Source organism: Nocardioides immobilis (assembly GCF_003515065.1).
GTDB classification, from domain to species: Bacteria; Actinomycetota; Actinomycetes; order Propionibacteriales; family Nocardioidaceae; genus Nocardioides; species Nocardioides immobilis.
This window is the reverse complement of the sequence record NZ_QXGH01000009.1, coordinates 516,818-542,287: the sequence shown is the minus strand read 5'-3', so window position 1 is coordinate 542,287 and position 25,470 is coordinate 516,818. Positions and strand designations below refer to the sequence as shown.

Sequence of the window (25,470 nt, the reverse complement as noted above, 5' to 3'; positions counted from 1 at the left end):
GAGGCGGCCCGGTCAGCCCGCCAGCTTCTCCTTGAAGAAGGCCAGGACCCGGTCGACGCCCTCCTGCTGGCGATGCAGGGTCAGCGTCGAGTGCTTTCCCCCGGGGAACTCGACGGCGATGAAGTTCTCGCCGAGCTCATTGCGGAGCGTGTCGAAGCGGCTCCCGACCGCCAGGTCGTTCCTGTAGCGGAGCCCGAGGACCTCGCAGCCCGCGCTGACCTTCTGCTTCACGGCGTCGAGGTCGGCGGGGCTGAGGCCGAGGTCACGGCCCCGTCCCGGCGTGACGGCGAAGGGTGCGGACGGCTGGGCGAGGACGGGTGCCGCGATCGGTGCGTCCGCGAGCATCGCGAGCGCGTAGCCGCCCGTGAAGCACATGCCGACCGCGCCGACGCCGGGCCCGCCGAGCTCTGCGTGCAGGTCTCTCGCCAGCGCCCGGAGCCAGATCGCGACCGGCGTCGTGGTGCCGGTCGCCATCCGCAGGAACTCCCGGCTGATGCAGATCTGCCGGGCCGCCTGCGCCATCGACCGCGGCCCGACCTTCGCGTTGGGCGTGCCGAACAGGTGCGGCATCACCACGGTGTGGCCCTGCTCGACCACCTCCTCGGCGAAGGCGAGCAGCTGGGGGGTGATCCCCGGGATCTCGTGGATCACGATCACCCCGGACCCCTCGCCCTTGCGGTACGTCGGATGCGTCACGTCGTCGGCGGTGTAGTCGCTGAGGGCCCATCCCGGGAGAGCGGTCATGCGCCGGAGACTACGCGGGGTCACGAGGTGGTCGTCGGCGCGTCGGCGGCCCGCACCAGGCGAACCTCGGGCCTGGCCGGGACCTCGTCGGCGAGGAACCAGCGGAACGCGAGGTTGCCGCGGGGGTAGTCCACCGTCGACACCGCGTTGGGATGCTCGAGCCGTCCCCGCGCGACCACGATCGTGACGCTGCCGTCGCTGTTGGCCACCGCCTGGGTGCCGTTGACCGAGCATCGGTCGTCGTCGGCGTTGTGGGTCGCCATGAACTGGTTCCAGACGACGAAGTTCCAGAACCGGCACGCCGGCGGGCGGTGCGTGACGACGAGCGCCTCGTCGTCCTCGAGGACGAAGCTGCCGAACGAGTACGCCGCGTCGCGCGCGGACCAGCCGAAGTTCGCGTCGCCCACCTGGTAGGGATCGCCGAAGTCGTTGGCCCGCTGGGTGATCTCGTGGCCGATCGTGTGGACGTCGTCGCTGCGGACACCGACGGTGAGCGGGACGATCGCGAACATGGTCCGGAGCCAGGCGGCGCTGGCCCGCAGGGCGGATGCCGTCTCGTCCGCGCCGTGCCGGATCGGCTCAGGCTCGTCGTACGCCTCGATCTCCCAGGTCACCCGGCGATCCGTCAGCGGGTCGGCCTGGTAGTCGCGGGTGAGGAGCACGGCGGCGTCGGGGAGCGGTCCGAGGTCGAAGGAGAAGGAGCCGTCCGCGTCGTACTCCAGGTCCGTGTCGCGCACGATCGCGACCACCCGGTCCGACCACGCGCCGGGCTCCGGCTCGTTGTAGGCGGTCACCGAGAAGTAGACGCTGTCCCCGCGGTTGCCGCTGATCCGGTACCGGCGCGTCGGATCGACCGGGCACAGTGCGTAGTAGCAGTCGGTGTTGTCGCCGCCCCACCGCCGGTCGCGGCGGAAGGGCGTGTTGGTGTCGACGAACCGGGGTCGGCTGGGCTCGGCGAACAGGTAGGTGTCGAGGGCGACGCCGAGCGTCGTGAGGATCTGCCGGTAGCCGTCGGCGACGTGCCGGTCGTCGGTCACTGCGCGGTCACCCTCCAGGAAGGTGCGGTCGAGGTCGCGCAAGGTGTCGAGCAGCTCGCGGAACGCAGTGGTCGCCTCGCTGGTCCCTGTCATCTTCATGGTCGGACTCCCTCCAGGAGGACGGCGGTGATCCGCTCGGCCCAGGCGTCGTCGAGCTGCTCGGGGCCGAGAAGCACGCCGAGGAGGACCGCGCCGATCATCAGCCGCATCAGGTCCTCGGACCGCGCGTCCTCGCGCACCTCGCCGGCGCCGATGGCGGCCCGGAGCCGGTCGTCGACGGTCGCGAACACGCCGGCGAAGCGGGAGAGCAGTGCGTTGTGCAGGGCCGGGTGGGTGGAGAACTCGGCGAGCAGGCCCGGGAGGGCGGCGGCCGCCACCGGCGTCGTGAACGCGTCCCGGGTGCCGATGACGATGCCGGCCAGGTCGGTGCGCAGGTCCGACCCGAGCTGCCAGCCGGCGAGGAGCTCGTCGGGGAACGCCGCCTCGTAGACGAGGTGGGGCAGCGAGGGCCAGCGGCGGTAGAGCGCCGCCTTCGTCGTACCGGCGCGGCCGGCGACCGCCGCCACGGTGAGCCGCGCATAGCCGACCTCGACGAGCAGGTCGCGGGTCGCGGCGAGCGCTGCCTGCTCGATCCGCGGGTCGCGGGGGCGGCCGGCGCCGCGCTGGGACTCGCTGTTGGCTGCCGTCGTCATCAACCCCTTCCGCTAATACGGAACCGAGCGTATCGTAATCGTCCATGCAAGGACAGGAGATCGCGCCGGTCACCCTCGATGACCTGGCCGAGCCGCAGTTCGGTACGGCGGGGCAGGAGCTCCTCGTCATGATGGAGTCGATCGCCGAGCTGTGTCCGCTCGACAGCGCCACGCTGCACGCGCAGGCCGCGGCCGAGCTCGGGCTCGACGACTTCGGGCCGCGTGACTACGTGGAGCGGCTCGAGCTGCTGCTCGACTGCTACCGCTCGGTGCCGGGGCTGTCGCCTGCCGGTCAGGTCAACCTCTACGCCCAGTTCCTCCAGCTCCTCAAGAACCGCCTCCTCCTCGCCGACCTGATCCGGCGCGAGCCCGAGGTCCTCGAGACCGAGCTGGTGCCCCCGATGGTCATCGCCGGCCTGCCCCGCACCGGCACCACCCACCTCCAGCAGCTGCTCGCCGCCACCGGCCTGTTCCGGACGCTGCCCTACTGGGAGAGCCTGGAGCCGTTCCCGCTGCCCGGTGAGCGAGGCACCGAGCCGGACCCGCGGATCGGGCGCACCGCGCAGGCGATGGACGCCATGCACACGGCGATGCCGCACCTGATCCTCATGCACGAGATGGACGGACCCGAGCACGTGCACGAGGAGATCGCGCTGCTGGCCGCCGACTTCTCGACGATGTTCTTCGAGACGCTGACCGACGTCCCGCGCTGGGTCGATCACTATCGCGCCCACGACCAGGCGCCGCACTACGCATATCTGCGCCTGCAGCTGCAGGCGCTCCAGCACCTCCGGGGTGGCCGCCGGTGGCTGCTGAAGTCGCCGCAGCACCTCGAGCAGCTGCCGGTCGTCGCGCAGGTGTTCCCCGGGGCGACGGTCGTGATCACCCACCGCGACCCGGTGCACGTCGTCACCTCGCTGGCGACGATGGTGGCCTACACCGAGCGGATGTTCCGGTCCGCTCCGCTCGACGTGCCGGCGACCGGCCGGCGCTGGGCCGATCGGCTCGCGGTGATGCTCGACGCGCTGCTCCGCGACCGCGCCGTCCTCGGACCGGAGGCTTCGATCGACCTGCCGTTCGACCAGTTCATGGCCGACCAGGAGGGCGCGCTCGAGCGGGTGCTGGCGCTGGCGGGCGAGGACTTCACGCCGTCGGCACGTGCCGGAGTCGCGGACTACCTCGCCGGACACGCGCGCGGGCACCTCGGCCGGGTGGACTACCGGCCCGAGGCGGTCGGCCTCGATCCCGACGAGCTGCGTGCGCGGTTCGCGCCGTACTCCGAGCGCTTTCTTGCGAGCGCTGGTTGAGAACTCCTAGAACGTGTTCTAGTTTGATCCACGACGCGGCCCCGTCCGCGGCACACCCCCGGAGGAACCCCGTATGACGCAGGCACCGCTGCCCGCCGACATGACCATCCAGCGCTCCAGCCGCGACCCGGTGACGGTCCGCGCGCGGCTGGAGGAGTGGCTCGCAGGAGTGATGCCGCCCGGCTCCGAGCCCGAGGTGACCCTGCACGAGGGCATCCAGAGCAACGGCATGTCCAGCGAGACCGTGCTGCTCGCGATCACCGCGACCGAGAACGGCGCCCGCACGACGAAGGAGTACGTCGCCCGGGTCGCGCCGGCCGCGGAGGACCTGCCGGTCTTCCCGAGCTACCGCCTCCAGGACCAGTACGACGCCATGCGGCTGGCCGGTGAGCTCGCCGGGATCCCGGTCCCACCGGTGGGCCTGATCGAGCCGACCGGCGCGGTGCTCGGCACGCCGTTCTTCCTGATGGGCCGGCTCGAGGGCGCCGTACCTCCGGACGTGCTGCCCTACACCTTCGGCGACAACTGGCTCTTCGACGCCGCGCCCGAGGAGCAGGCCGCGCTGCAGCGCAACAGCGTCGAGGTGCTCGCCCGGTTGCACGGGATCCCCGGCGCAGCCGAGCGGTTCGCGTTCCTCGACCCCGCGGTGACCGGGCACGCCGGGGCGACGCCGCTCGCCCGCAACGTCGCCAAGACCCGCGCCTGGTACGACTACGCGCTCGAGGCCGCCGAGGGCAGCCCGCGCTCGCCGCTCATCGAGCGTGGTCTGGTCTGGCTCGAGGCCAACCTGCCCCCCGAAGGCGAACCCGTGCTGGTGTGGGGCGACTCCCGGATCGGCAACGTCATGTACCGCGACTTCGCGCCCGTCGCCATCCTCGACTGGGAGATGGCGACCCTCGGGCCGCGCGAGATGGATCTCGCCTGGATGGTGTTCGCCCACGCCGTGTTCCAGGAGATCGCCACCATGCTGGGACTGCCCGGGATGCCGGACTTCCTGACCGAGGAGGGGGTCGTCTCGACGTACCAGGAGCTGACCGGGGTCGAGGTCGGCGACCTCGCCTGGTTCCAGGTCCTCGCCGCCGTGAACTGGGGCATCGTGTTCCTGCGCACCAGCGCCCGGCAGATCCACTTCGGTGAGATCGAGCGCCCGGACGACCCCGAGGCGGTCATGCACCACCGCCCGCTCTTCGAGCGGCTGCTCGACGAGGTGGGCGCATGAGCCTCCATGGCGAGTACGTCGGCCTCGGCCCGCTCGACGAGTACCCGATCCACCAGCTGCCCCGTCCGGTCGCCTGGGCCGGCAGCAGCGACCGCAACTTCTACGACCGCTGCTACCTCAACGCGCACGACCGCACCGGCGACCTCTTCCTCATCACCGGGCTCGGCTTCTACCCGAACCTCGGCACCAAGGACGCGTTCGTCCTGCTGAGGCGCGGTGACGAGCAGACCGCGGTCCACCTCGGTGATGCGGCCGACCCGCGGGGCGGGGACCGGATGGAGCAGCGCGTCGGCAACTACCGGGTCGAGGTGATCGAGCCGCTGCGCAAGCTGCGGCTGGTGCTGGAGGAGACCGAGGGCATCGCCCTCGACCTCACCTGGGAAGGGTCGTTCGACGTCGTCCAGGAGCTGCCGCACGTCATGCGCCAGGGCTCGGGCACCATCCTCGACGCCCAGCGGTTCGCGCAGGTCGGCACCTGGGAGGGCACGATCGCGGTCGACGGCTCGGAGATCGCGGTGACGCCCGATCGCTGGGTCGGCTCGCGGGACCGGTCGTGGGGCATCCGTCCGGTCGGCGAGGCGGCGCCGGCGGGGAAGCCCGCGGACCCGGCGTTCGAGGGCATGTGGTGGCTCTACGTGCCGATGCGGTTCGACGACTTCTGCGTGGTGATCATCATCCAGGAGACGCCCGACGGCTTCCGCACCCTCAACGACTGCACGCGGGTCTGGAAGGACGGCCGGGTCGAGCAGCTCGGCTGGCCGCGGGTCGAGATCCGCTACACCCCGGGCACCCGGGTGCCCACCGGCGCGACCATCACCTGCCAGACGCCGGAGGGCAAGGACCTGGTGCTCGAGGTGACCTCGAAGCTCCCGGTGCCGATCCACTTCGGCGGCGGCTACGGCGGCGACTCCGACTGGACCCACGGTGTCTGGAAGGGCGCCGGTTTCACCGAGCGGCTCACCTACGACCTGAACGACCCGGCCGTCGCGGGGCGGGTGATGTTCGGCGTGATCGACCACGTCGGGCACGCCGTCGCCCACGGTCCGGGAGCAGACGGCGCGGAGGGCTGGGGGCTCTTCGAGCACGGCGCGCTCGGCCGGCACGACCCCAGCGGCTTCACCGACTGGTTCGACCTCGCACCCTAGGTCTCGAGACGGTCGCCAGAGCGACCTCCTCGACCAACGAAAGGCAAGGAATGACTCTCGACCGCGACGCGCTGTTCATCGGCGGCACCTGGACAAAGCCGGCCACCGACGCCGTGCTGGAGGTCGTCTCACCGCACTCGGAGGAGGTGGTCGCGCGGGTGCCCGAGGGCAGCGCGGCCGACATCGACGCCGCGGTCGCGGCCGCCCGGCGGGCCTTCGACGAGGGTCCGTGGCCGCGCCTGGCTCCCCACGAGCGCATCGACGTCGTACAGGCTCTGTCCGGTCTGTACGCCGCGCGGCTCGGCGAGATGGCCGAGGTGATCACCACCGAGATGGGCTCGCCGATCTCGTTCAGCAACCTCGCCCAGGCGCCGGCGCCGTGGATGCAGATCGAGGCGTTCCTCGGCATCGCCCGGGAGTTCCCGTGGGAGTCGACCCGGCCCGGTGTGCTCGGCGCGGACGTGATGGTGCGGCACGAGCCGATCGGCGTGATCGCCGCGATCCCGCCGTGGAACGTCCCGCAGTTCACGGTGCTGTCGAAGCTGATCCCTGCGCTCCTGGCGGGCTGCACGGTCGTCGTGAAGCCGGCGCCGGAGAGCCCGCTGGACTGCTACCTGCTGGCCGAGATGCTGCAGGAGGCGGGCGTCCCCGAGGGCGTCGTCAGCATCGTCGCCGGCGGGCGTGAGGTGGGGGAGCACCTGGTGTCCCACCCCGGCGTCGACAAGGTCGCGTTCACCGGATCGACCGCGGCCGGTCGCCGGATCGGCGCGATCTGCGGCGAGCAGCTCAAGCGGTGCTCGCTGGAGCTGGGCGGCAAGTCCGCCGCGATCGTTCTCGACGACGCGGACCTCACGACGACCCTCGAGGGACTCAAGTTCCTGGGCGTCATGAACTCCGGGCAGGCCTGTGTCGCCCAGACCCGGGTGCTCGTCAGCCGCGACCGCCACGACGCGTTCGCCGCCTCACTGGCCGACGCGATCGCGGGCATGAAGGTCGGCGACCCGATGGACCCGGCCACGGAGATCGGGCCGATGGTGGCGCGCCGCCAGCAGGAGCGGGTCGAGAAGTACATCGCGCTGGGCCAGGAGGAGGGTGCTCAGCTGCTCACCGGTGGCCAGGGCATGCCCGAGGGCCTCGACCGCGGGTGGTACGTCCGGCCGACCGTCTTCGCCGCCGTCGACAACCGGATGCGGATCGCCCAGGAGGAGATCTTCGGGCCGGTGCTGTCGGTGATCCCGTACGACGACGTCGCCGACGCCGTCCGGATCGCCAACGACTCCGAGTACGGCCTGGCCGGCACCGTGTGGACGGCCGATGCCGAGGCCGGCGCCGACGTGGCCCGCCAGGTCCGCACCGGCACGATCGGCGTCAACACCTACACGATGGACTTCGCGGCGCCGTTCGGCGGCTACAAGGCCTCGGGCGTGGGTCGGGAGTTCGGGCCGGAGGGACTGGCGCAGTACACCGAGCTGAAGTCGGTCTACCTCTCCTCGCCGCCGATGTAGCCCCTGCCGGCAGCGGCCTCGCCCGACGGCTGGCTGCGGCGCACCTCCTGACGGGTGCGGACCCGGCCGGTCCTCAGTCCGCCGTCTGCCGTCGCAGCGCGAGCAGGGCGATGTCGTCCGCCGCACCCTCGCCGCGCAGTGCGTCCAGCAGCGAGGTCAGGAGGTCGGAGACCGACGCGTCCGCGTGCAGCTGTGCGGCCTCGGCCAGCCGGTCCAACCCGGTGTCGATGTCCTCACCGCGACGCTCGACCAAGCCGTCGGTGTAGGCGAGGAGCGTGGACCCGGGCGGCATCGTGAACGTCTCGGTCTCGTACGACGACGGCCCGACGCCGAGCGGAGGCCCGACCGGCATCCGCATGTGGGCGACCCCGTCGTCCGACACCAGCAGCGGCAGCGGGTGACCGGCGTTGGCGACGACGACCTCGCCGGTGCGCCAAGTGCCGAGACCGACGACGGCGGTGATGATGTGGGCGTCCCGGGTGACGTCGAACTGGCGCGAGCACTTCTCGAGGGCCTCGGCCGGAGTGCTCCCGTCGACGAGGTAGGCCCGCAGGGTGAATCGCGCCCGTGCCATCTCGGCGACCGCGTCGACTCCCTTCCCGGAGACGTCGCCCACGACGAAGCCGAACTGGTCCTCGCCGATGTCGATGATGCTGTACCAGTCACCGCCGATCTCGACGCCTTCGGCCCCGGCGACGTACCTCGATGCGATCTCGAGCTGGGGTATCTCCGGGGTGACGTGGGGCAGCAGCGCTCGTTGCAGGCGCACGAAGACCTCCCGCTGCTCCTCGTACAGGCCGTTGATCCGCTGGTAGAGGTCGTTGATCGTCGCCGCGTCGGACTCCACCCGGATCCGGGCGCCGACCCGCTGGCGCATGACGAGCGCGGTGGCGATGGTCAGCACCAGGCCGCTGAGCAGCAGGATCACCGGGAGCCGCTGGCTGAGCGAGCTGCCGAGGTGCTCGGTGGGCTGGGTCACCAGGGTGAGCACCGTGTCACCGAACGGGACCTCCTCCTCGTGGCTGGGGTCGTCGAGAGGCAGGTCCGCGGGGTCCATGTCGGTGGTCGTCATGTCCTCCAGGCGGGTCCGCTCGCCCAGGTAGATGGCGTAGTGGATCTGTGAGAACGCCGAGTCGTCGTCGACGGTGGCGCGACGGCCGGCCGGGATCGGGCGCTCGACGTAGACGATGAAGCCGGTGCTCATGTCAGCGAGGGCGTAGGCGATCCGGCTCCGCTTGCCCACGACGACCCGCTCGACGACCGACGTCTTGCTGTCGACCGCCCGGCGCAGGAAGTCGCGCATCTCCTGGTCGCGTGGGTCGATGCCGGGCGCCGCTCCGACCGCTGCGAGGCGGTCGAACCCGCGGCCGTCGCGCTGCCAGAGGGAGGCCGTGACGAAGTCCCCTTCCTTGCCGACGTTGACCGCGAACGTACGGCGGAACACCGACGGATCGCCGTCAGCGCCGGCTGCCGCCTGGACCTGCAACGCAGTCGTCAGCGGCTGCTGGATGATGAAGATCGCGGTGGAGAGCACGGCCGCGGCCTGCCGCGACTGGGTCTCCAGCAGGCGCTCCTCGGTGGCCTTGTCGGCGCGGTAGGCCGCCCAGGAGGAGACCGCGGTGAGGACCAGGCCGATGAGGCAGGTGATGACCACCGCCCGTGCTGGTCGGCTCAGGCCGCCCCTGCTCCCGGCGTCCTGGAAGAACTGAGCCACCTGACGCCCTTCCAGCCGACCGACGAGAGTGGGTGCACGGTAGCCGATCGAGGGGGCGGCCGAGGGGAGTTTTGAAAGACGCGAGCTACGCCGCCGGCCCGTCGTCGTACGACCGGTGCACGACGGTCTCGCGCCGTCGCCACGGTCCGGCGAAGATGAGGGAGAGGACGATCGCGAGGATGCCGCCGAGGATCAGGATCGCTCCCAGCGCGTCGTCGTTGACGAAGTTCAGGTCCACGGTGACCACGTCGAAAGCGAGGATCAGACCGAGGACGAGCAGGACGATGCCGAGGCCGATGTACATGTCGAATTGGTGCCCAATCGGGCACCGGGCATACCCCCATCAGCCGTTCGCTCGCGTGGCTGCAAGGCCTCTGCAAGGCTGACCACGGACCCTCGGGCTGTCCGTCGAGGCCCACGTGAGGAGCACCGGATGTACGTCGCGACGTCGGTCGACGAGCTGCTCGCCGGCGCGACCGACCGGCGGCGGCTCGACGGCCCCGGCAAGTCGGGGGCGCTGCTGGAGCGGGTGACGCTCGACGGACAGCAGTACGTCGTGAAGTACCTCGACCACGACGCCGACTGGACGCTCCGGGTGGCGAACATCCCCGGCAGTGCGTCGGTCGAGCTCTGGCGGCGCGGCGTCCTCGCCGAGCTGCCCGACTGCATCAACCAGCCGATCGTCGCGGTCGCCCACGAGGCGCAGCGGCCGGCGGTCGCGGCGCTGCTGATGCACGACGTCGGCCGCTGGCTGGTGCCGGCGACGGACGATCTCGTCCCGCCCGACCAGCACGAGCGGTTCCTCGACCACATGGCGGCCCTGCACGCCGCGTTCTGGGAGCGCCGGATCGACGTCGTCTCCCCGACGGACCGCTACCTCGAGCTGTCTCCGCGGATGGCCGCAGCCGAGGCCGCGCTCGGCTCGGACCACCTGGTGCCGCGGCTGGTCGCGCAGGGGTGGCCGCTGCTGGCCGAGGTGGCTCCGGCGCTGGCCGGCGTCGTCGTACCACTGGTGCGCGAGCCGGGCCCGCTCGTCGATGCCCTCGACACCACGCCGGCCACGTTCGTGCACGGCAACTGGAAGCTCGACAACCTCGGCTCCGACGACCGCGACCGCACCGTGCTGCTCGACTGGGAGCTGCCGGGCGTGGGCGCCGCGGCCAGTGACCTCGCGTGGTACCTCGCGATCAACTGCCGTCGGCTGCCCACGACGAAGGAGCAGACGATCGCGTCCTACCGGGCCGCGCTCGAGCGGCACGGGGTCGCGACCGAGCCGTGGTGGCACCTTCAGCTCGGTCTCTGCCTGGTCGGCGCGATGGTCCAGTTCGGATGGGAGAAGGCGCTCGGCGGGTACGACGACGAGCTGGCCTGGTGGGAGGAGCAGGTGCTGCGCGCGGCGCCGCTCCTGGGGACGCCGGCGTGAGCGGCGACGGCGTCGGCGCGTCGTACGACGCCGCGGCCCAGGGCTGGCGCGCCGGACCGGAGCGGATGTACCGGCGGCTGGCCGAGGCGATGGCCGGGCACGCCCCGGTCGAGGTCCGCGACGCCCGGGTGCTCGACGCCGGGGCCGGCACCGGCGTGGCCGGCGATGCCCTGCGCCGGCGGGGTGCCCGGTCGGTGGTCGCGGTCGACCTGGCGCCGGGCATGCTGCCCGGAGCGCCGGCGCTGGCGACGGTCGGCGACCTGACCCGGCTGCCGTTCCGGGACGGCTCGTTCGACCTGGCGGCGGCCGCGTTCTCGCTCAACCACTTCGCCGACCCCACCGACGCGATGACCGAGCTGCACCGGGTCGCCGGCGCGCTGGTCGCCACCGTCTTCGCGCCCGGCTGGGACCACCCGGCCAAGGAGGCCGTCGACGGGGTCATGGCCGGCTACGGGTTCGTGCCGCCGGGCTGGTACGCCGACTTCAAGGCCAGCGGTGCCTACGAGCTCGACCCGGCCGGGTTCGAGGCCTACGCCCGAGCCGCCGGCTTCGGCTCCGCCGACGCCGAGGTGGTCGAGGTCGACACCGGTCTCGGCGCGCCCGCCGACCTCGTCGGCTGGCGGCTCGGCATGGCCCACCTGGCGCCGTACGTCGCCGGCCTCGATCCTGAGCAGCGCCAGCGGGCCCGGCGCGACGCCGAGGAGGCCGTGACCGGGATGCCGCCGCTCGTCGTGCGGATGGTCGTGCTCAGGGCTCGCTGAGCCTCCGCCACCGGGAGAGGTGGCGGTCTGCCTCGGCGCGGAGGCCGTCGCCGTAGGAGCCTGCGCTCCGGGCGAGCTCGTCGGCCAGCTGCTCGGACCGCTCGAGCCACCGCGCCTCGCCCAGGTCGGCGCCGGTCTGGCCGGCCCACCACCAGGCCTCGACCCGGACCGCGCGCTCGAGGTCGCCGAGGTCGCGCCATGCCTGGTCGGGGTCGACCGGCTCGCCCAGCGCGGCCAGGGCGCGGTGCCGGACCAGCCGGGCGCACGTCTCGTAGCGCGGGACGCCGATCCGCGCCGCGGCCGCCTGCAGTGCGTCGGCCGTGCGCAGGGCGTCCTCGGGCGAGCCGGACAGCAGCTGCACCTGCGCCTCGAGCAGGTCGAGCTTCATCGCCAGCCGCCACCCGAAGACCAGGTCGCCCGCGAGCCCGGCGCGGGCGCGGGCGAGGAGCGGAGCCGCGCCCTCCGGGTCTGCCGCGCGGATCCGGTCCTCCGCGAGATCCTCGAGCGCGGCGACGTACATCTCCGGGAACCCGACCGTCTCCGCGACCTCGAAGCTCTGGTGGTGGTGCTCGAGACCCTCCTGCGTCGCTCCCAGGTTGCGCAGCGCCCACCCGCGGAAGTTGATCCCGCGGCCGGCGAACCGCGGTACGTCGCGCCGGGTCACCTCGGCGGTGTAGGCGTCGAACCACGACAGCGCCTGCTCGGCCCGGCCGGCGACCGCGAGGGCGTGCCCGGTGAAGAGCATCGCGTGCAGGGTCGCCGCGGTGTGGTCGGCACTGGCGGCGGCCCGGGTGAGCGGCCGGAGCAGCTCGACCGCCTCGCCGGCGCGGCTGCGGTGGGCGTGCACGACGCCGAGCCAGGCCGCCGCCTCCAGCCGTTCGTCACCGCTGCCCGACTCCATCGCTCGGGACAGCCGGTCGTGGGCGCTCTCGAGGTCGCCGCGCGCGTGCAGGATCCGGCCCGACGCGACCCGGCACCGGGTCCGCGTCTCGTCGTCGTCGGCGGCCAGGGCGCCGTCCTCGGCGTACCGGAGCGCGTCGTCGAAGCGCCGGTCGAAGTACGCCGCCCACGCGCCGACCTCCCAGCGCCGGACGCCGGCCCCGGTCGCGGCCGTCACGTCCTCCTCGGCGGCGCGGTAGCGACCACGGCGGATCCGCACCTGGGCCCGGGCGATCACCGTCTCGTGGTCCGGGACCAGCGCCAACGACTGGTCGAGGAGGTCCTCCGCCGTCGCATGGTCGAACCGCTCGGCCGCGCGGGCAGCGGCGATGCGCAGCCAGGTCGCGGCCAGGGTGTGATCGTCCCCGAGGCGCGCGTGGTCGGCGACCACCGCGGGGTCCGCGTCCGGGCGACCGGCGAGGACCCGGCCGGCCTCCCGGTGCAACAGCGCCCGACGACCCGGCGTGGTCCCGGTGACCAGCGCCTCCCGCACCAGCTCGTGCCGGAACCGGTGTCGTCCTGCGTCCTCGACGAGGAGGCCGTGCTGCTCCGCGAGCTCGACGTCGCCCAGCACGTGCAGGGAGCGCCGGCCGAGGACGGCCGCGAGCAGCTCGACGTCGAGGTCGCCGATGATCGCGGCCGCCCGGACCAGGTCCCCTGCGCTGCCGAGCTGGTCGCACCGCGCCGACACGGCGGCGACGAGCGAGGGCGGCAGCGCGCCAGCCGGCACCGCCGCCAGCTCGGAGAGGAAGAGCGGGTGGCCGCCCGAGCGGAGGTAGAGGTCGTCGGCGCGGTCGTTCCCGACCAGCTCCGCCACCTGGTCCCGGTCGAGCGGTCCGAGCCCGATCTCGTCGGTGGCGGGCAGCGCAGGTCCCTCGGCCGGCCGCACGCCGACCACCACCAGGACCGGGAGCGGCCGGCGCAGGACGTAGCCGAGCCAGTCGGCGAACGCCTGGCCGGCGAGGTGGGCGTCGTCGATGACCAGGATCGCTCCGTTCGCGCCCGCGATCCGCCCGAGCACCGCCGTCACTGCGGCGAACAAGGTGGCCGGGCCGAGCGCGGGATCCACCCCGCGCGGCTCGCCGGCGCCTGCGGCGGTCAGCCCGAGGAGGGGAGCGAGGACGCCCGTCTCCGGGCCGAGGAGCGCGTCCGCGTCGGCCGACGCCCGCAGGTGGTCAACGATCGCCGTCAGCACGACATCGAGCGGCGCCGCGTGGTCCAGCGCGCCGCAGGTGCCGGACAGCACCAGGTCGCCGGCGTCGCGCCGCGCGCGGGACCACACGTCGAGGAGGGTCGTCTTGCCGATCCCGGCTTCGCCGGCGACCTTCGCGACCCGCGCGCTGCCGTCGTCGAGGGCCCGGCGGGCGAGGGCGTCGAGGTGCCCGGCCTGGCTGGTCCGCCCGACGAGGGCGGTCGGCTGTCTCGCGGCGGCACGGACCGGCACCTCGCCGCGGAGGATCGCGGTGTTCAACGCCTCGGTCTCGGGGGACGGGTCGGTCCCGAGCTGCTCGGCCAGGGTCGCGCGGAGCGCGGCGTACGACGCCAGGGCCAGGCCCGGGCGGCCGCCGGCCGCCTGTGCCTGCATGACCGCCCGCACCGCCTCCTCGTCCAGCGGGTCGGCGAGCGCGTCGGCCGCCGCGAGGTCGAGGGCGTCCCGCCAGTGCCCGGCCTCGAGGAACGCAGCCGTCGCGTCCTGGCGCGCCCGCTGGACCAGTCTTACGGCGTCCGCGTGCTCCGCCAGCGCCCACGGCGACGCCGTCCGGGGCTCGGGCACCCGGCCCCGGGCCAGGGACAACCCGACCCTGGCCGCTGCGACCGCGCCGGCGACCTCGCCCGCAGCGCTCCGCCGCTCCGCCTCGCCGACGACCGCCTCGAGCTCGGCGACGTCCAGCCAGTCGGCCCTGAGTCGATAGCCGGCGTCGGTGCGCTCGATCCGGTCCCGGCCGAGCTCGCGACGCAGCCGGCTCGCGAGCACGGCGAGCTGGTCGCTCGGGCGGGCCGGCGGCTCCTCGCCCCAGAGCGCGTCGACGAGGGTGTCGGCAGGGACCGCCCGGCCGCGGGCAAGTGCCAACAGCTGGAGCAGGCTGCGTGCCTTCCTGTCCAGTCGTGTCAGGTCGGTTCCGTCGACGGTGAGTTCTCCGAGCACCCGCACGGACAGTGCGCTCACGGCGCTGAGCGTACGCCGTCCTGGCCGGCTGCAACCTGGCTGCAAGGTGGCCGGGCGAGCCTTCCGGTCACAGCCCGGCGAGAGGCGCCGGCACCCCCCGAGGAGACCGCGATGACCCAGCAGATCGACCAGTCGCACCAGAAGACCGAGCAGAAGACCGAGCAGAAGAGCTTCGACAAGCCCGACGAGACGCGTTCCTTCGAGCGCGGCATCGTCGACCTCGTGAACATCGGCGGCGCCGAGATCGGCCGCCTGGTCCTGCAGCCCGGCTGGCGCTGGTCCGAGCACGTGAAGCCGATCGCCGGCACCGACCTGTGCGAGGCTCCGCACTTCCAGTACCACGTGAGCGGCACCCTCGGCGCCCTGATGGCGGACGGCACCGAGCTGGTCTTCCGGGCCGGCGACGTGTCGTCGGTTCCCGAGGGCCACGACGCCTGGGTGATCGGCGACGAGCCGGTCGTCATCGTGGACTGGTACGGCGCCTCCAACTACGCCAAGCGCTGACGCACTGCGGGCCTGTCGAGGCGTCTCGACAGGCCCGGCGAGCGTGTTTTCGGCCGTTGACACAGAAACTGGATGTGTAAAGCAGCACATCTGCTACCGATCAGTAGCCGCAAGTGACGGCACTCACTACCCTCGACTCATGAGCGCTTCGAATCCCGGCCATCCCGAAGGCGTCGGCGGCGGGCCCCTCGTCGAGGGTCCGCACGACCCCGAGCACGACCCGCGGGCGTCGTACGTCCTCGAGCCGGAGTACGTCGCGACCCTGACGGAGCGCGTCCACGCGACGAGCGGTACGACGGTGTCGCTGATCTCGCCGCTCGACGGCGCCCCGCTGGCGAACATCCCGCAGTCCAGCACCGACGACGTCGCCGAGGCCTACCGCCGGGCGCGGGTCGCGCAGGCGGCGTGGGCGAAGACGCCGATGGAGCAGCGCGCGGCCGCGATGCTGCGCCTCCACGACCTGCTCATCGAGCGGATGCCCGAGCTGCTCGACATCATCACGCTGGAGAACGGCAAGGCCCGCAAGCACGCGTACGACGAGGTCGCCCACACCGCCCTCACCGCGCGCTACTACGCGCGGATGTCGGAGAAGTTCATGGCGACCGAGCGGCGCGGGGGAGTGCTGCCGGTCTTCACGCGGATCGACATCAACCACGTCCCCAAGGGCGTCGTCGGCATCATCTCGCCCTGGAACTACCCGCTGACGATGGCACTGTCCGACGGCCTGCCCGCGCTGATGGCCGGCAACGCCGTCGTCGCCAAGCCGGACGCGCAGACCATGCTCACCGCGCTGATGGGCGTGAAGCTGATGGACGAGGCCGGGTTCCCGCGCGACCTGTGGCAGGTCGTCGCCGGTCCGGGCCGCCAGCTCGGCGGGCCGATGATCGAGCGCTCCGACTACATCTGCTTCACCGGCTCGACCGCGACCGGCAAGCTGATCGCGAAGCAGTGCGCCGAGCAGCTGATCGGCTGCTCGCTCGAGCTCGGCGGCAAGAACCCGCTGCTCGTGCTGCGCGACGCCGACGTGGAGAAGGCCGCTGAGGGTGCGATCCGGGCGAGCTTCTCCAACGCCGGCCAGCTGTGCGTCTCGGCCGAGCGGATCTTCGTCGCCGACCAGGTCTACGACCGGTTCGTCGAGCGCTTCGTCGCCCGGGCCCAGGCGATGACCCTCGGCGCCACCCTCGACTGGGAGGTCGACATGGGGCCGCTCATCTCCGCCGACCAGCTCGAGACCGTCACGACCCAGGTCGGCGACGCGGTCGACAAGGGCGCGCGGGTGCTCACCGGCGGCAGGGCACGGCCCGACCTGGCGCCGTACTTCTACGAGCCGACGATCCTCGAGGGGGTCACCCCCGAGATGACCTGCTTCGGCAACGAGACCTTCGGCCCGGTGGTGTCGCTCTACCGCTTCAACGACGAGTCCGACGCGATCGCGCGGGCCAACGACGGCGAGTACGGCCTCAACGCCGCGATCTACAGCCAGGACGGCGACCGTGCGCGGGCGATCGCACGCCAGATCAAGTGCGGCACGGTCAACATCAACGAGGGCTTCGCCGCGACCTTCGGCAGCCTCGCCGCGCCCATGGGCGGCATGCGCGAGTCGGGCATGGGGCGTCGACAGGGCGCGGACGGCATCCTGCGCTACACGGAGACCCAGTCGGTCGGCACCCAGCGGGTGCTCCGGATGGCTCCGCAGTTCGGCCTCAACGCCGAGCAGTACGCCAAGCTCCAAGTCGTCGGGCTGAAGGTGCTCAACAAGCTGGGAAGGGCCTGACCCATGACTGACGGCTTCGACTACGACGTCCTCATCATCGGCTCGGGCTTCGGCGGGTCGGTCTCGGCCCTCCGGCTGACGGAGAAGGGCTACAAGGTCGCCGTCCTCGAGGCCGGCGCACGGTTCACCGACGAGGACCTGCCGGAGAACGGCGCGCAGGCGCGCAAGTTCATCTTCCGACCGGAGCTGGGCCTCTACGGCATCCAGCGGATCGACGTCGTCAACGACTGCTTCATCCTCGCCGGCGCGGGGGTCGGCGGTGGCTCCCTCGTCTACGCCAACACGCTCTACGAGCCGCTCGAACCGTTCTACCGCGACAAGGCGTGGGCGCACATCACGGACTGGAAGGCGGAGCTCGCGCCGTACTACGACCAGGCGAAGCGGATGCTCGGCGTCACCGAGTACGCCGACATGACGCCCGCCGACGAGGTGATGAAGAAGGTCGCCGAGGAGATGGGTGTCGGTGACACCTTCCACCCGACTCCGGTCGGCGTGTTCTTCGGTGGTCCCGGCCAGCCGGCCGGAACCGAGGTCGACGACCCTTACTTCGGTGGCGCCGGCCCCGCCCGCAACACCTGCCTCAACTGCGGCGAGTGCATGACCGGGTGCCGGCACAACGCGAAGAACACCCTGGTCAAGAACTACCTCTACCTCGCTGAGCAGAACGGCGCGACCGTCCACCCGCTGACGACCGTCACCGACGTACGCCCGCTTCCCGAGGGCGGCTACGAGGTCAGGGCACGCTGGACGAAGGCCAAGGCCTCCCGCCGTACGGCGGTGAAGACGTTCCGCGCCGAGCAGGTCATCTTCGCCGCGGCGTCGCTCGGCACCCAGCGCCTCCTCCACCGGCTCAAGGCGGAGGGCTCGCTGCCGGAGATCTCCGACCGGCTCGGGGTGCTGACGCGCACGAACTCAGAGGCGATCCTCTGGGCGACTGCCGTCGACGACTCGGTCGACTGGACCGAGGGCGTGGCGATCACCTCGTCGTTCCACCCCGACGAGCACACCCACATCGAGCCGGTGCGCTACGGCAAGGGCGCCAGCGTGATGCCGTTGATGGCGACCGTCCTGGTCGACGAGCTTGAGCACGAGCCGCGGGCACTCACCTGGGTCAAGGAGGTGTGGAAGGGGCGCCGGAGCCTCAGGGACCTGTACGGCCTGTCGAGCTGGTCGCGCCGTACCGTCGTCGCGCTCGTGATGCAGACGCTGGACAACTCGATCACGACCGTGTGGCGCCAGCGCGGGCCGATCGGGTACATGTCCTCGACCCAGGGCCACGGCGCGCCCAACCCGACCTACATCCCGGTCGCCTACGACGCCGTACGGCGGATGGCGCGACTGATGAAGACGAAGTCGGTCTTCGGCAGCGTCGGCGAGCCGCTGGGCATGCCGCTGACGGCCCACTTCATCGGCGGCTGCACGATCGGCGACAGCCCGGAGACGGGCGTGATCGACCCCTACCAGAGGGTCTACAACTACCCGGGACTGCACATCGCGGACGGCTCGGCCATCTCGGCGAACCTCGGCGTGAACCCCTCGCTGACGATCACCGCCCAGGCCGAGCGGGCGATGGCGTTCTGGCCCAACAAGGGTGAAGTCGACACCCGACCGGCCATGAGTGCGTCGTACCAGCGGATCCAGCCGGTGGCCCCAAAGCAGCCCGCGGTTCCCGACAGCGCCCCCGGTGCCCTCCGGCTGCCCATCGTCGGGGTCTCCTGAGCCAGGAATCGGCGGAGAAAATAAGTTCAGAGGAACTGCCCGCGGGCGTAACCCGCCCCGAATGCCATCGTTGATCGAATCGAGCCCGGGCATTCACGCTCCCTCCCGAAGCCTGGGCTCGGTCCAGGCACTGTCCAGCAGCTGCATGGACGATCAGGGCCCGACCACCCTCCCTCCCCGGTCGGGCCCTGGTGCATTTTTCGGGTAATCCGGGCTCGGGGATTGCGTCGTACCTGAACTTTCGGCCCCTCTTCGTGCGAATCAGGGGCCGAAAGTTCAGGTACGACGAACTGCCCGGCTGGCCACGGCTGTGGATATCCGGCGAACCCCGATTCGGGTCTCGCGGCGCGTGGCACTCGGCTGCACATGGGAATCGAGGACATCACCCGTGCCGGAGTCGTTCTACCGGTCCGCGTGGACCCGAAGGGCATCGACGGGCCGACACCCAAGGCAGTCCGGAACAAGAAGAAGTGGCGCCGGGTCGGCCGAGGGTGGTACGTCCCGACCGAGGCCGACCCGGATCGGCTCGACCAGCGGATCGTCGAGGCGATGGCGGGTCTTCCCGACACGGCGGCGGTGACGGGATGGGCGGCCCTGGGGTGGGAGCGTGGCCGGTGGTTCACCGGACTCGGCGCCGACGGCGCGACGAGACTCCCGGTTCCGGTCGCGCTGGATGATCAGCGCCTCACGGCCCAGCGTTCCGGATTGTTGCCGTCGGAGGACTGGCTGTTCGAGAGCGACATCACCACGGTCGATGGTCTTCGTATCACCGTGCCCAACCGGTCCGTCACCTTCGAGACCAGGCGGGCGCGAACCCTGGTCCGGGCGGTGCAGGTCATCGACATGGCGGCTTACGACGACTTCATCGACCTTGAGGACCTCTCGACGTACGTCGACCGCCTGGTGGCACGTCAGGGCATCAAGCTGACGCGACGTGCGCTGCCGCTGGCACGGGAGAACACGTGGTCTCCCCAGGAGGTGACCATGCGACTGATGTGGGACGCCGCGGTCACCTGCCCCGTCCTCCTGTGCAACGCACCGGTCTTTGACCGCAGCGGCAACCACCTCTTCACACCCGACCTGTTCGACCCCATGACGGGCGTTGCGGGCGAGTACAACGGCCGGGTGCATCTCGACGAGGATCCGTTCCGCCGCGACCTCGACAAGGAGGCCGCCTACCGGCACCACGGCATCGAGGTGGTGACCATGATGTCGGCCGACCGCTACGACGTCGACAACGTCGAGCGCCGACTCCGCGCCGCCTATGACCGGGCGGGTCGCCGTCCACTGAGCGGCTCGTGGACCCTGGACCAGCCCGACTGGTGGGTCGACACCTCGACGGTGGCCCGTCGTCGGGCGTTGAGTCAGTCGGAGCGCGCGATCTGGCTGCGTCGTCGTACCTGAACTTCCGGCCCCAATTTCCGCGATTCCAGGGCCGAAAGTTCAGGTACGACGCGGATGCCGGACCGACCCCCGACGCTCGATAGGATCCGGCCATGACGGCGCCTGGCAATTCTGAGCACGATCTGGTCCTGGTGGTCGACTTCGGGGCGCAGTACGCCCAGCTGATCGCCCGGCGGGTGCGGGAGGCGCGGGTCTACTCCGAGATCGTGCCGCACACGATGCCGGTGGCCGAGATGGTGGCCAAGGGGCCGAAGGCGATCATCCTCTCCGGGGGCCCGTCGTCGGTCTACGCGGAGGACGCGCCGAGCCTGGACCCGGCCATCTTCGAGACCGGTACGGCGGTCTTCGGCATGTGCTACGGCTTCCAGCTGATGGCGCAGGGACTCGGTGGCCAGGTCGACGCGACCGGCGCCCGCGAGTACGGCCGCACCCGCGTGCACGTCGGACACGCGGGGACCCTGCTCGGCGGCATCCCGACCGAGCACAACGTGTGGATGTCCCACGGCGACTCGGTGACCGCGGCGCCGGAGGGCTTCGAGGTGCTCGCGTCCACCGCGGTCACGCCGGTCGCGGCGTTCGAGAACGTCGACCGTGGCTTCGCCGGCGTCCAGTGGCACCCGGAGGTGCTGCACACCGAGCACGGCCAGAAGGTGCTCGAGCACTTCCTGTGGGACATCGCCGGCTGCGGCCAGACCTGGACGATCGGCAACATCGCGGACGAGCAGATCGAGCGGATCCGCGAGCAGATCGGACCTGACGGACGCGCGATCTGCGCGCTGTCCGGCGGGGTCGACTCCGCCGTCGCGGCCGCCATCGTGCAGAAGGCGGTCGGCGACCGGCTCACGTGTGTCTACGTCGACCACGGCCTGATGCGGAAGGGCGAGACAGAGCAGATCGAGCGCGACTTCGTGGCGGCGACCGGCACCAAGCTGGTCGTCGTCGACGCGGAGAAGCAGTTCCTCGAGGCGCTCGCCGGCGTCACCGACCCCGAGACCAAGCGCAAGATCATCGGCCGCGAGTTCATCCGCACGTTCGAGGCGGCCGAGGTCGAGATCATCAAGAGCGCCCCCGAGGGCGCCACGGTCTCGTTCCTCGTGCAGGGCACGCTCTACCCCGACGTCGTCGAGTCCGGCGGGGGAGCGGGCACGTCCAACATCAAGTCGCACCACAACGTCGGCGGGCTTCCGGAGGACCTCGAGTTCGAGTTGGTCGAGCCGCTGCGCACCCTCTTCAAGGACGAGGTCCGGCTGGTCGGCGAGCAGCTCGGCCTGCCGCCCGAGATCGTCTGGCGGCACCCGTTCCCCGGCCCCGGCCTCGGCATCCGGATCATCGGCGAGGTCACCCGCGAGCGGCTCGACATCCTGCGCGAGGCCGACGCGATCGCCCGCGCCGAGCTGACTGCGGCGGGCCTGGACCGCGACATCTGGCAGTTCCCCGTCGTACTCCTCGCCGACGTTCGCTCCGTCGGCGTCCAGGGTGACGGCCGCACCTATGGCCACCCGGTCGTCCTGCGGCCGGTCACGTCCGAGGACGCGATGACCGCCGACTGGGCACGCATTCCGTACGACGTCCTCGAGCGGATCTCGACCCGGATCACCAACGAGGTCCGGGAGATCAACCGGGTCACGGTGGACATCACGTCCAAGCCGCCCGGCACCATCGAGTGGGAGTAGCCCCTACGACTTCGCCAGCCAGTGCGAGGGGTGGTTCTGCCGGAACCGGCGCAGCGTGTAGCCGGTGACCACCGCGTTCCCGACGGCCCGGACCGAGGCGCTCCGCGGCAGGCGGAGCAGCGGTGCGAGCTCGCCGACGTAACGGCCGGGACCCAGGACCTCGACCCGTTGCTCGCGGCCGTCGGAGAGCTCGTGGTAGATCTCCACGGAGCCGATCTTCACGACGTACACCAGCTCGCCAGGGTCGCCCTGGCGGAAGAGCACCTCGCCGTCGGCGAGTACGACGTCCTCCGGCTCGCGCTCGGCGACCGGGCCGCTCGCGGCCAGCTCGACGACCCGGTCGGCGATGTAGGTGATCCGGTCGTCGTGGGTGGCGACGACCACGATCCGCCCGGGCTGCGCGAGCTCGCGGACCAGACGGAGGATGCCCTCGACCTGGATGTGGTCGAGGTGGGCGGTCGGCTCGTCGGCGAGCACCAGTCGCGGGTCGTGGACCAGGGCCCGGGCGATGGCGACCCGCTGTTGCTGACCGCCGGACATCTTGCTCGGCCGGTGGTGCATCCGTTCCTCGAGCCCCACATTGGTGAGCAGCGTCTCGGCCCGCCGGCGCGCCTCGGGACGACGTACCCCGGCGAGGGTCATCGGCGCGACCACGTTGCCGAGCGCGGTGAGGCTGGGGATGAGGTTGAACGCCTGGAAGACCACACCGACGTGCCGGCGGCGGTAGTCCGCCAGGTCCTTCTGCCCCATCGTGAGCGGCTCGGTGTCGCCGAGCCTGATCCTCCCCTCCGCCGGCGTGAGCAGCCCGGCCAGGCAGGCCAGGAGGGTCGTCTTGCCGCAGCCGCTCGGCCCGAGCAGGACGACCAGCTCTCCGTCTGCCGCCGTGATGGACAGGTGGTCCAGTGGGCGGATCGGATAGCCGCCCGAGTCGAACTCGACGGTGAGGTCGCTGACCACGAGGTCCGGCATCAGCTGCCCCCGAACGCGAGCGCCGGGTCCGCCTTGACGGCTTGTCGCAGCGCGACCAGCGAGGAGAGGAGTCCGACCCCGATGGCGATCAACGGGGTCAGGAGGTACGCCGTACCGGGCACCTCGACGGGAACCTTGTAGAGCGGGCGGAGGAAGCCGGAGACCGCGAAGGCGAAGGCTGCAGCCGCGAGGCACACGAGCACCGCCTGGAGTGCGACGCCGAGGAACAGCGACGTCGACGACGCGCCGACCGCCTTGAGTACGGCGAAGTCGCGCGTCCGCTGGAGCGCGGAGACGTAGATGAGCGCCGCGACGATGATCGTCGCGACCGCCCACATCAGGTAGCGGGAGGCGTCGACGGAGGAGACTGCGTCCTTCATCGGGCCGAGGCTGTCCTCCTCGACCTCGTCGTTCGTCATGACGACGAGCCCGTCGGGCAGGGCTTCGGGCTCTCCCTGCACCACGATCGTGGTGACGATGTCCTCACCCTGGAAGAGGGCGTCCTGTGCTGCGGGCAGGCTGATCCACGCGTTCGGCGTACCGCCCAGCATCGTCAACCCCGAGACCAGGCCGACGATCTCGAACTCGCTCCCACCCAGTGTGAAGGTCTCGCCGATCTCGAGGCCGAGCCGCTCGTCCGCAACCGCTTCGTCGTCGCCGCCCACGGGCTCGCCCTCGTCCGGGGTGACCTGTCCCGGGCGTCCCACGTCCGCGCCGATCATCATGATCCGGAACGGGTCACGCCCCTCCCGGAACACCGACTGCAGGGAGAGGACCATCCCGCTGGCGTCGTCGATGCCCTCGACCGAGGCGAGCTCGCTGACCGTGGACCCCGGAATGCCGCTGGTCGAGGTGAACGGGCCGGACGTCCCGCTCTGGACGACCCAGCCGTCGGCTTCGGCGGACGCCACGGTGCGGTCGATCTCGTTGTGGAAGCCGCTCACCATCCCGGAGAGCAGCAGCGCGAGGGCGAAGGTCACGCCCGCGCCGACGACGGCGATGAAGAACTGCCGGAACCGCATGCGGAGGTCTGCGAACGTGATCGCCAGCAAGCCGCACCTCCTGCGGTTCCAGGCCCTCCCGGACGCATGCTAGTCCTACGCGCTGGCGTCCAGCCCGTCCAACAGCCGGTCGAGGAGCCCGCGCAGCTGCCGGGCGTCGGCGGCAGTGAGCGCCGTACCCTCCCAGGCGCGCTCGGGTACGTCGGCGACCTGCTCCCGGAGCCGCGCACCCTCGGGCGTCACCTCCACGAGGACCCGCCTCTCGTCGGCGCTGTCGCGGCGGCGGGCCACGTGTCCCGCGCTCTCGAGTCGCTTGAGGACCGGCGTCAGCGTGCCCGAGTCGAGTCGCAGGCGCTCGCCGATCTCGCCCACGGTCAGCGGAGCGTCCGCGTCCCAGAGCGCGAGCATCGTCAGGTACTGGGGATACGTCAGGCCGAGGTCGCTCAGCACCTCGCCGTAGCGACGCGTGACGGCGCGCGCGGCGGCGTACAACGGGAGGCAGAGCTGCGCGCTGAGGGCGAGCTGCGGGTAGCCGGTCATGTGACCCAGCATAACTTGCACAAATCAATTGTGCGCAATATAGTGGTGCACATGGATATTCTCTACACGGCAGGCGCGGTCGCCACCGGCGACGGGCGCAACGGTCACGTCCAGTCCACGGACGGCCACATCGATACCGACGTCCGCGTCCCGCGCGAGCTGGGCGGCGCCGGCGGCGCGACCAACCCCGAGCAGCTCTTCGCGGCCGGCTACGCGGCCTGCTTCCACTCCGCGCTCCAGCTCGTCGCCGGCAAGGCGAAGCTCGACGTCACCGACTCCGAGGTCGTCGCCGACGTCTCGATCGGCGCGAACGGCGTGGGCGGGTTCGGCCTCGCGGTGCAGCTCGAGGTCGCGCTCCCCGCTCTCGAGCGCGCCGAGGCCGAGAAGCTGGTGGAGCAGGCCCACCAGGTCTGCCCCTACTCCAACGCCACCCGCGGCAACGTCGAGGTGACGCTGTCGGTCGCCTGACCTCGGTCAGCGCGAGCGGCACGGGTCAGGCGCGGTACTCCGGGTTCTCCCAGTCGAACCGGGTGCCGGCGTTCCACTCCGAGCGCTGGTTGCCGTAGCCGGGGACGCCGCCGGCGTCCTTGAGCATCTTCGCGAGGTGGAGCAGGTTCCACGTCATGAAGGTCGTGTTGCGGTTGGTGAAGTCGTTCTCGGGACCGCCGCTGCCGGGATCGAGGTACGACGGACCGGGGCCGGCCTCGCCGATCCAGCCGGCGTCGGCGTTCGGCGGGATCGTGTAGCCGACGTGCTGCAGCGAGTAGAGGACGTTCTGGGCACAGTGCTTGATGCCGTCCTCGTTGCCGGTGATCAGGCAGCCGGCGACGCGGCCGTAGAAGAGGTACTGGCCCTTGTCGTTGAGCATCGAGCTGAGGGCGTAGATCCGCTCGATGACCTGCTTGGTGACCGAGGAGTTGTCGCCGAGCCAGATCGGCCCCGCGACCACGAGGATGTCGCTGTCGAGGACCCGCGGATAGATCTCGGGCCACGCGTCGGTCTCCCAGCCGTGCTCGCGCATGTCCGGGTAGACCCCCGTGGCGATGGGATGGTCGATCGCCCTCAGCACCTCGACCTCGACCCCGTGCTTGCGCATGATCGCCGCCGAGCGGTCGACCAGGCCCTGCGTGTGGCTGGGCTCCGGGCTCCGCTTGAGCGTGCAGTTGATGAACATGGCCCGGAGGCCGGTGAAGTCCCACTCGGTCATCGGGCCAGCATCCCGTGAAGGCGAGC

Annotated in this window: 22 protein-coding genes; 12 read left to right on the top strand and 10 right to left on the bottom strand. The window is 71.5% G+C overall.

Annotated features, from left to right (window positions below; translation table 11 throughout):
* Nucleotides 1-12: 12 nt before the first annotated feature.
* The 3 genes from D0Z08_RS03470 to D0Z08_RS03460 are packed head-to-tail and all read right to left on the bottom strand — an operon-like array spanning nucleotide 13 to nucleotide 2,473.
* A complete protein-coding gene (locus D0Z08_RS03470) occupies nucleotides 13-744 on the bottom strand; it encodes a dienelactone hydrolase family protein (RefSeq protein WP_118922609.1) in 732 nt (243 codons plus the stop codon).
* Nucleotides 745-764: 20 nt separating this feature from the next.
* Complete coding sequence (locus D0Z08_RS03465; RefSeq protein ID WP_220453995.1) at nucleotides 765-1,880, bottom strand: DUF1214 domain-containing protein; 1,116 nt, start codon at nucleotides 1,878-1,880, stop codon at nucleotides 765-767.
* On the bottom strand, nucleotides 1,877-2,473 hold the full coding sequence (locus tag D0Z08_RS03460) for a TetR/AcrR family transcriptional regulator (RefSeq protein ID WP_118922607.1): 597 nt from the start codon (nucleotides 2,471-2,473) through the stop codon (nucleotides 1,877-1,879). Before D0Z08_RS03460 ends, D0Z08_RS03465 begins: the two co-directional genes overlap by 4 nt.
* Before the next feature lie 44 nt (nucleotides 2,474-2,517).
* On the opposite strand from D0Z08_RS03460, the gene D0Z08_RS03455 reads away from it, so the two are divergent.
* From D0Z08_RS03455 to D0Z08_RS03440, 4 genes are all read left to right on the top strand, one after another.
* Entirely contained in the window at nucleotides 2,518-3,780 is a 1,263-nt protein-coding gene (locus D0Z08_RS03455; RefSeq protein WP_118922605.1) for a sulfotransferase family protein, read from the top strand.
* 73 nt (nucleotides 3,781-3,853) lie between these two features.
* Nucleotides 3,854-4,999: a phosphotransferase family protein gene (locus tag D0Z08_RS03450; protein WP_118922603.1), complete on the top strand. Its 1,146-nt coding sequence runs from the start codon at nucleotides 3,854-3,856 to the stop codon at nucleotides 4,997-4,999.
* Nucleotides 4,996-6,144 (top strand): Rv3169 family protein, encoded by a 1,149-nt coding sequence (locus D0Z08_RS03445; RefSeq protein ID WP_118922601.1) that lies wholly within the window; start codon nucleotides 4,996-4,998, stop codon nucleotides 6,142-6,144. The genes D0Z08_RS03450 and D0Z08_RS03445 overlap by 4 nt, the downstream gene beginning before the upstream one ends.
* Before the next feature lie 50 nt (nucleotides 6,145-6,194).
* A complete protein-coding gene (locus D0Z08_RS03440; protein ID WP_118922599.1) occupies nucleotides 6,195-7,649 on the top strand; it encodes an aldehyde dehydrogenase in 1,455 nt (484 codons plus the stop codon).
* Nucleotides 7,650-7,722: 73 nt separating this feature from the next.
* Here the strand turns inward: D0Z08_RS03440 and D0Z08_RS03435 are convergent, their stop codons facing one another.
* Together D0Z08_RS03435 and D0Z08_RS03430 are read right to left on the bottom strand one after the other, a co-directional pair.
* Entirely contained in the window at nucleotides 7,723-9,363 is a 1,641-nt protein-coding gene (locus D0Z08_RS03435) for a PP2C family protein-serine/threonine phosphatase (protein ID WP_118922597.1), read from the bottom strand.
* 85 nt (nucleotides 9,364-9,448) lie between these two features.
* Nucleotides 9,449-9,667 (bottom strand): DUF6458 family protein, encoded by a 219-nt coding sequence (locus tag D0Z08_RS03430; RefSeq protein WP_118922595.1) that lies wholly within the window; start codon nucleotides 9,665-9,667, stop codon nucleotides 9,449-9,451.
* Between the two features lie 129 nt (nucleotides 9,668-9,796).
* Between D0Z08_RS03430 and D0Z08_RS03425 the strand changes: the two genes are divergently transcribed.
* Entirely contained in the window at nucleotides 9,797-10,786 is a 990-nt protein-coding gene (locus D0Z08_RS03425) for a phosphotransferase (RefSeq protein WP_118922593.1), read from the top strand.
* On the top strand, nucleotides 10,783-11,547 hold the full coding sequence (locus D0Z08_RS03420; protein ID WP_182481116.1) for a class I SAM-dependent methyltransferase: 765 nt from the start codon (nucleotides 10,783-10,785) through the stop codon (nucleotides 11,545-11,547). Before D0Z08_RS03425 ends, D0Z08_RS03420 begins: the two co-directional genes overlap by 4 nt.
* Here D0Z08_RS03420 and D0Z08_RS33345 read toward each other — a convergent pair.
* A complete protein-coding gene (locus tag D0Z08_RS33345) occupies nucleotides 11,534-14,653 on the bottom strand; it encodes an ATP-binding protein (protein WP_182481115.1) in 3,120 nt (1,039 codons plus the stop codon). The genes D0Z08_RS03420 and D0Z08_RS33345 overlap by 14 nt on opposite strands.
* Before the next feature lie 111 nt (nucleotides 14,654-14,764).
* Here D0Z08_RS33345 and D0Z08_RS03410 point away from each other — a divergent pair, with 111 nt between their 5' ends.
* The 5 genes from D0Z08_RS03410 (at nucleotide 14,765) to guaA (ending at nucleotide 21,727) form a co-directional block, all read left to right on the top strand.
* Complete coding sequence (locus D0Z08_RS03410) at nucleotides 14,765-15,157, top strand: cupin domain-containing protein (protein WP_118922587.1); 393 nt, start codon at nucleotides 14,765-14,767, stop codon at nucleotides 15,155-15,157.
* Between the two features lie 139 nt (nucleotides 15,158-15,296).
* Nucleotides 15,297-16,931: a succinic semialdehyde dehydrogenase gene (locus D0Z08_RS03405; protein WP_118922585.1), complete on the top strand. Its 1,635-nt coding sequence runs from the start codon at nucleotides 15,297-15,299 to the stop codon at nucleotides 16,929-16,931.
* A gap of 3 nt (nucleotides 16,932-16,934) precedes the next feature.
* Nucleotides 16,935-18,650, top strand: a complete 1,716-nt coding sequence (locus D0Z08_RS03400) for a GMC oxidoreductase (RefSeq protein WP_118922583.1) — start codon at nucleotides 16,935-16,937, stop codon at nucleotides 18,648-18,650.
* A gap of 366 nt (nucleotides 18,651-19,016) precedes the next feature.
* Entirely contained in the window at nucleotides 19,017-20,054 is a 1,038-nt protein-coding gene (locus D0Z08_RS03395; RefSeq protein ID WP_245993585.1) for a hypothetical protein, read from the top strand.
* Between the two features lie 92 nt (nucleotides 20,055-20,146).
* The gene (guaA, locus tag D0Z08_RS03390; protein WP_118922581.1) at nucleotides 20,147-21,727 is read left to right on the top strand and encodes a glutamine-hydrolyzing GMP synthase; all 1,581 of its coding nucleotides are present in this window, start codon (nucleotides 20,147-20,149) and stop codon (nucleotides 21,725-21,727) included.
* 3 nt (nucleotides 21,728-21,730) lie between these two features.
* On the opposite strand, the gene D0Z08_RS03385 is transcribed toward guaA, so the two are convergent.
* From D0Z08_RS03385 to D0Z08_RS03375, 3 genes are read right to left on the bottom strand one after another with little or no spacing between them, the layout of a single operon-like run.
* Entirely contained in the window at nucleotides 21,731-22,696 is a 966-nt protein-coding gene (locus tag D0Z08_RS03385; RefSeq protein ID WP_118922579.1) for an ATP-binding cassette domain-containing protein, read from the bottom strand.
* Nucleotides 22,696-23,748 (bottom strand): ABC transporter permease, encoded by a 1,053-nt coding sequence (locus tag D0Z08_RS03380; RefSeq protein WP_118922577.1) that lies wholly within the window; start codon nucleotides 23,746-23,748, stop codon nucleotides 22,696-22,698. The genes D0Z08_RS03385 and D0Z08_RS03380 overlap by 1 nt, the downstream gene beginning before the upstream one ends.
* Before the next feature lie 45 nt (nucleotides 23,749-23,793).
* Nucleotides 23,794-24,237, bottom strand: a complete 444-nt coding sequence (locus tag D0Z08_RS03375; protein WP_118922790.1) for a MarR family winged helix-turn-helix transcriptional regulator — start codon at nucleotides 24,235-24,237, stop codon at nucleotides 23,794-23,796.
* 42 nt (nucleotides 24,238-24,279) lie between these two features.
* Between D0Z08_RS03375 and D0Z08_RS03370 the strand changes: the two genes are divergently transcribed.
* Complete coding sequence (locus D0Z08_RS03370) at nucleotides 24,280-24,705, top strand: organic hydroperoxide resistance protein (protein WP_245993606.1); 426 nt, start codon at nucleotides 24,280-24,282, stop codon at nucleotides 24,703-24,705.
* A gap of 25 nt (nucleotides 24,706-24,730) precedes the next feature.
* Here D0Z08_RS03370 and D0Z08_RS03365 read toward each other — a convergent pair whose 3' ends face one another.
* On the bottom strand, nucleotides 24,731-25,444 hold the full coding sequence (locus D0Z08_RS03365; protein ID WP_118922573.1) for a flavodoxin family protein: 714 nt from the start codon (nucleotides 25,442-25,444) through the stop codon (nucleotides 24,731-24,733).
* Nucleotides 25,445-25,470 lie beyond the last annotated feature (26 nt).

Excerpts from the sequence above, each read along its gene's own strand:
- D0Z08_RS03470 (WP_118922609.1), bottom strand. The coding sequence starts at position 744 with ATGACCGCTCTCCCGGGATGGGCCCTCAGCGACTACACCGCCGACGAC.
- D0Z08_RS03465 (WP_220453995.1), bottom strand. The coding sequence starts at position 1,880 with ATGAAGATGACAGGGACCAGCGAGGCGACCACTGCGTTCCGCGAGCTG.
- D0Z08_RS03460 (WP_118922607.1), bottom strand. The coding sequence starts at position 2,473 with ATGACGACGGCAGCCAACAGCGAGTCCCAGCGCGGCGCCGGCCGCCCC.
- D0Z08_RS03455 (WP_118922605.1), top strand. The coding sequence starts at position 2,518 with ATGCAAGGACAGGAGATCGCGCCGGTCACCCTCGATGACCTGGCCGAG.
- D0Z08_RS03450 (WP_118922603.1), top strand. The coding sequence starts at position 3,854 with ATGACGCAGGCACCGCTGCCCGCCGACATGACCATCCAGCGCTCCAGC.
- D0Z08_RS03445 (WP_118922601.1), top strand. The coding sequence starts at position 4,996 with ATGAGCCTCCATGGCGAGTACGTCGGCCTCGGCCCGCTCGACGAGTAC.
- D0Z08_RS03440 (WP_118922599.1), top strand. The coding sequence starts at position 6,195 with ATGACTCTCGACCGCGACGCGCTGTTCATCGGCGGCACCTGGACAAAG.
- D0Z08_RS03430 (WP_118922595.1), bottom strand. The coding sequence starts at position 9,667 with ATGTACATCGGCCTCGGCATCGTCCTGCTCGTCCTCGGTCTGATCCTC.
- D0Z08_RS03425 (WP_118922593.1), top strand. The coding sequence starts at position 9,797 with ATGTACGTCGCGACGTCGGTCGACGAGCTGCTCGCCGGCGCGACCGAC.
- D0Z08_RS03410 (WP_118922587.1), top strand. The coding sequence starts at position 14,765 with ATGACCCAGCAGATCGACCAGTCGCACCAGAAGACCGAGCAGAAGACC.
- D0Z08_RS03405 (WP_118922585.1), top strand. The coding sequence starts at position 15,297 with ATGAGCGCTTCGAATCCCGGCCATCCCGAAGGCGTCGGCGGCGGGCCC.
- D0Z08_RS03400 (WP_118922583.1), top strand. The coding sequence starts at position 16,935 with ATGACTGACGGCTTCGACTACGACGTCCTCATCATCGGCTCGGGCTTC.
- D0Z08_RS03395 (WP_245993585.1), top strand. The coding sequence starts at position 19,017 with ATGGGAATCGAGGACATCACCCGTGCCGGAGTCGTTCTACCGGTCCGC.
- guaA (WP_118922581.1), top strand. The coding sequence starts at position 20,147 with ATGACGGCGCCTGGCAATTCTGAGCACGATCTGGTCCTGGTGGTCGAC.
- D0Z08_RS03385 (WP_118922579.1), bottom strand. The coding sequence starts at position 22,696 with ATGCCGGACCTCGTGGTCAGCGACCTCACCGTCGAGTTCGACTCGGGC.
- D0Z08_RS03375 (WP_118922790.1), bottom strand. The coding sequence starts at position 24,237 with ATGACCGGCTACCCGCAGCTCGCCCTCAGCGCGCAGCTCTGCCTCCCG.
- D0Z08_RS03365 (WP_118922573.1), bottom strand. The coding sequence starts at position 25,444 with ATGACCGAGTGGGACTTCACCGGCCTCCGGGCCATGTTCATCAACTGC.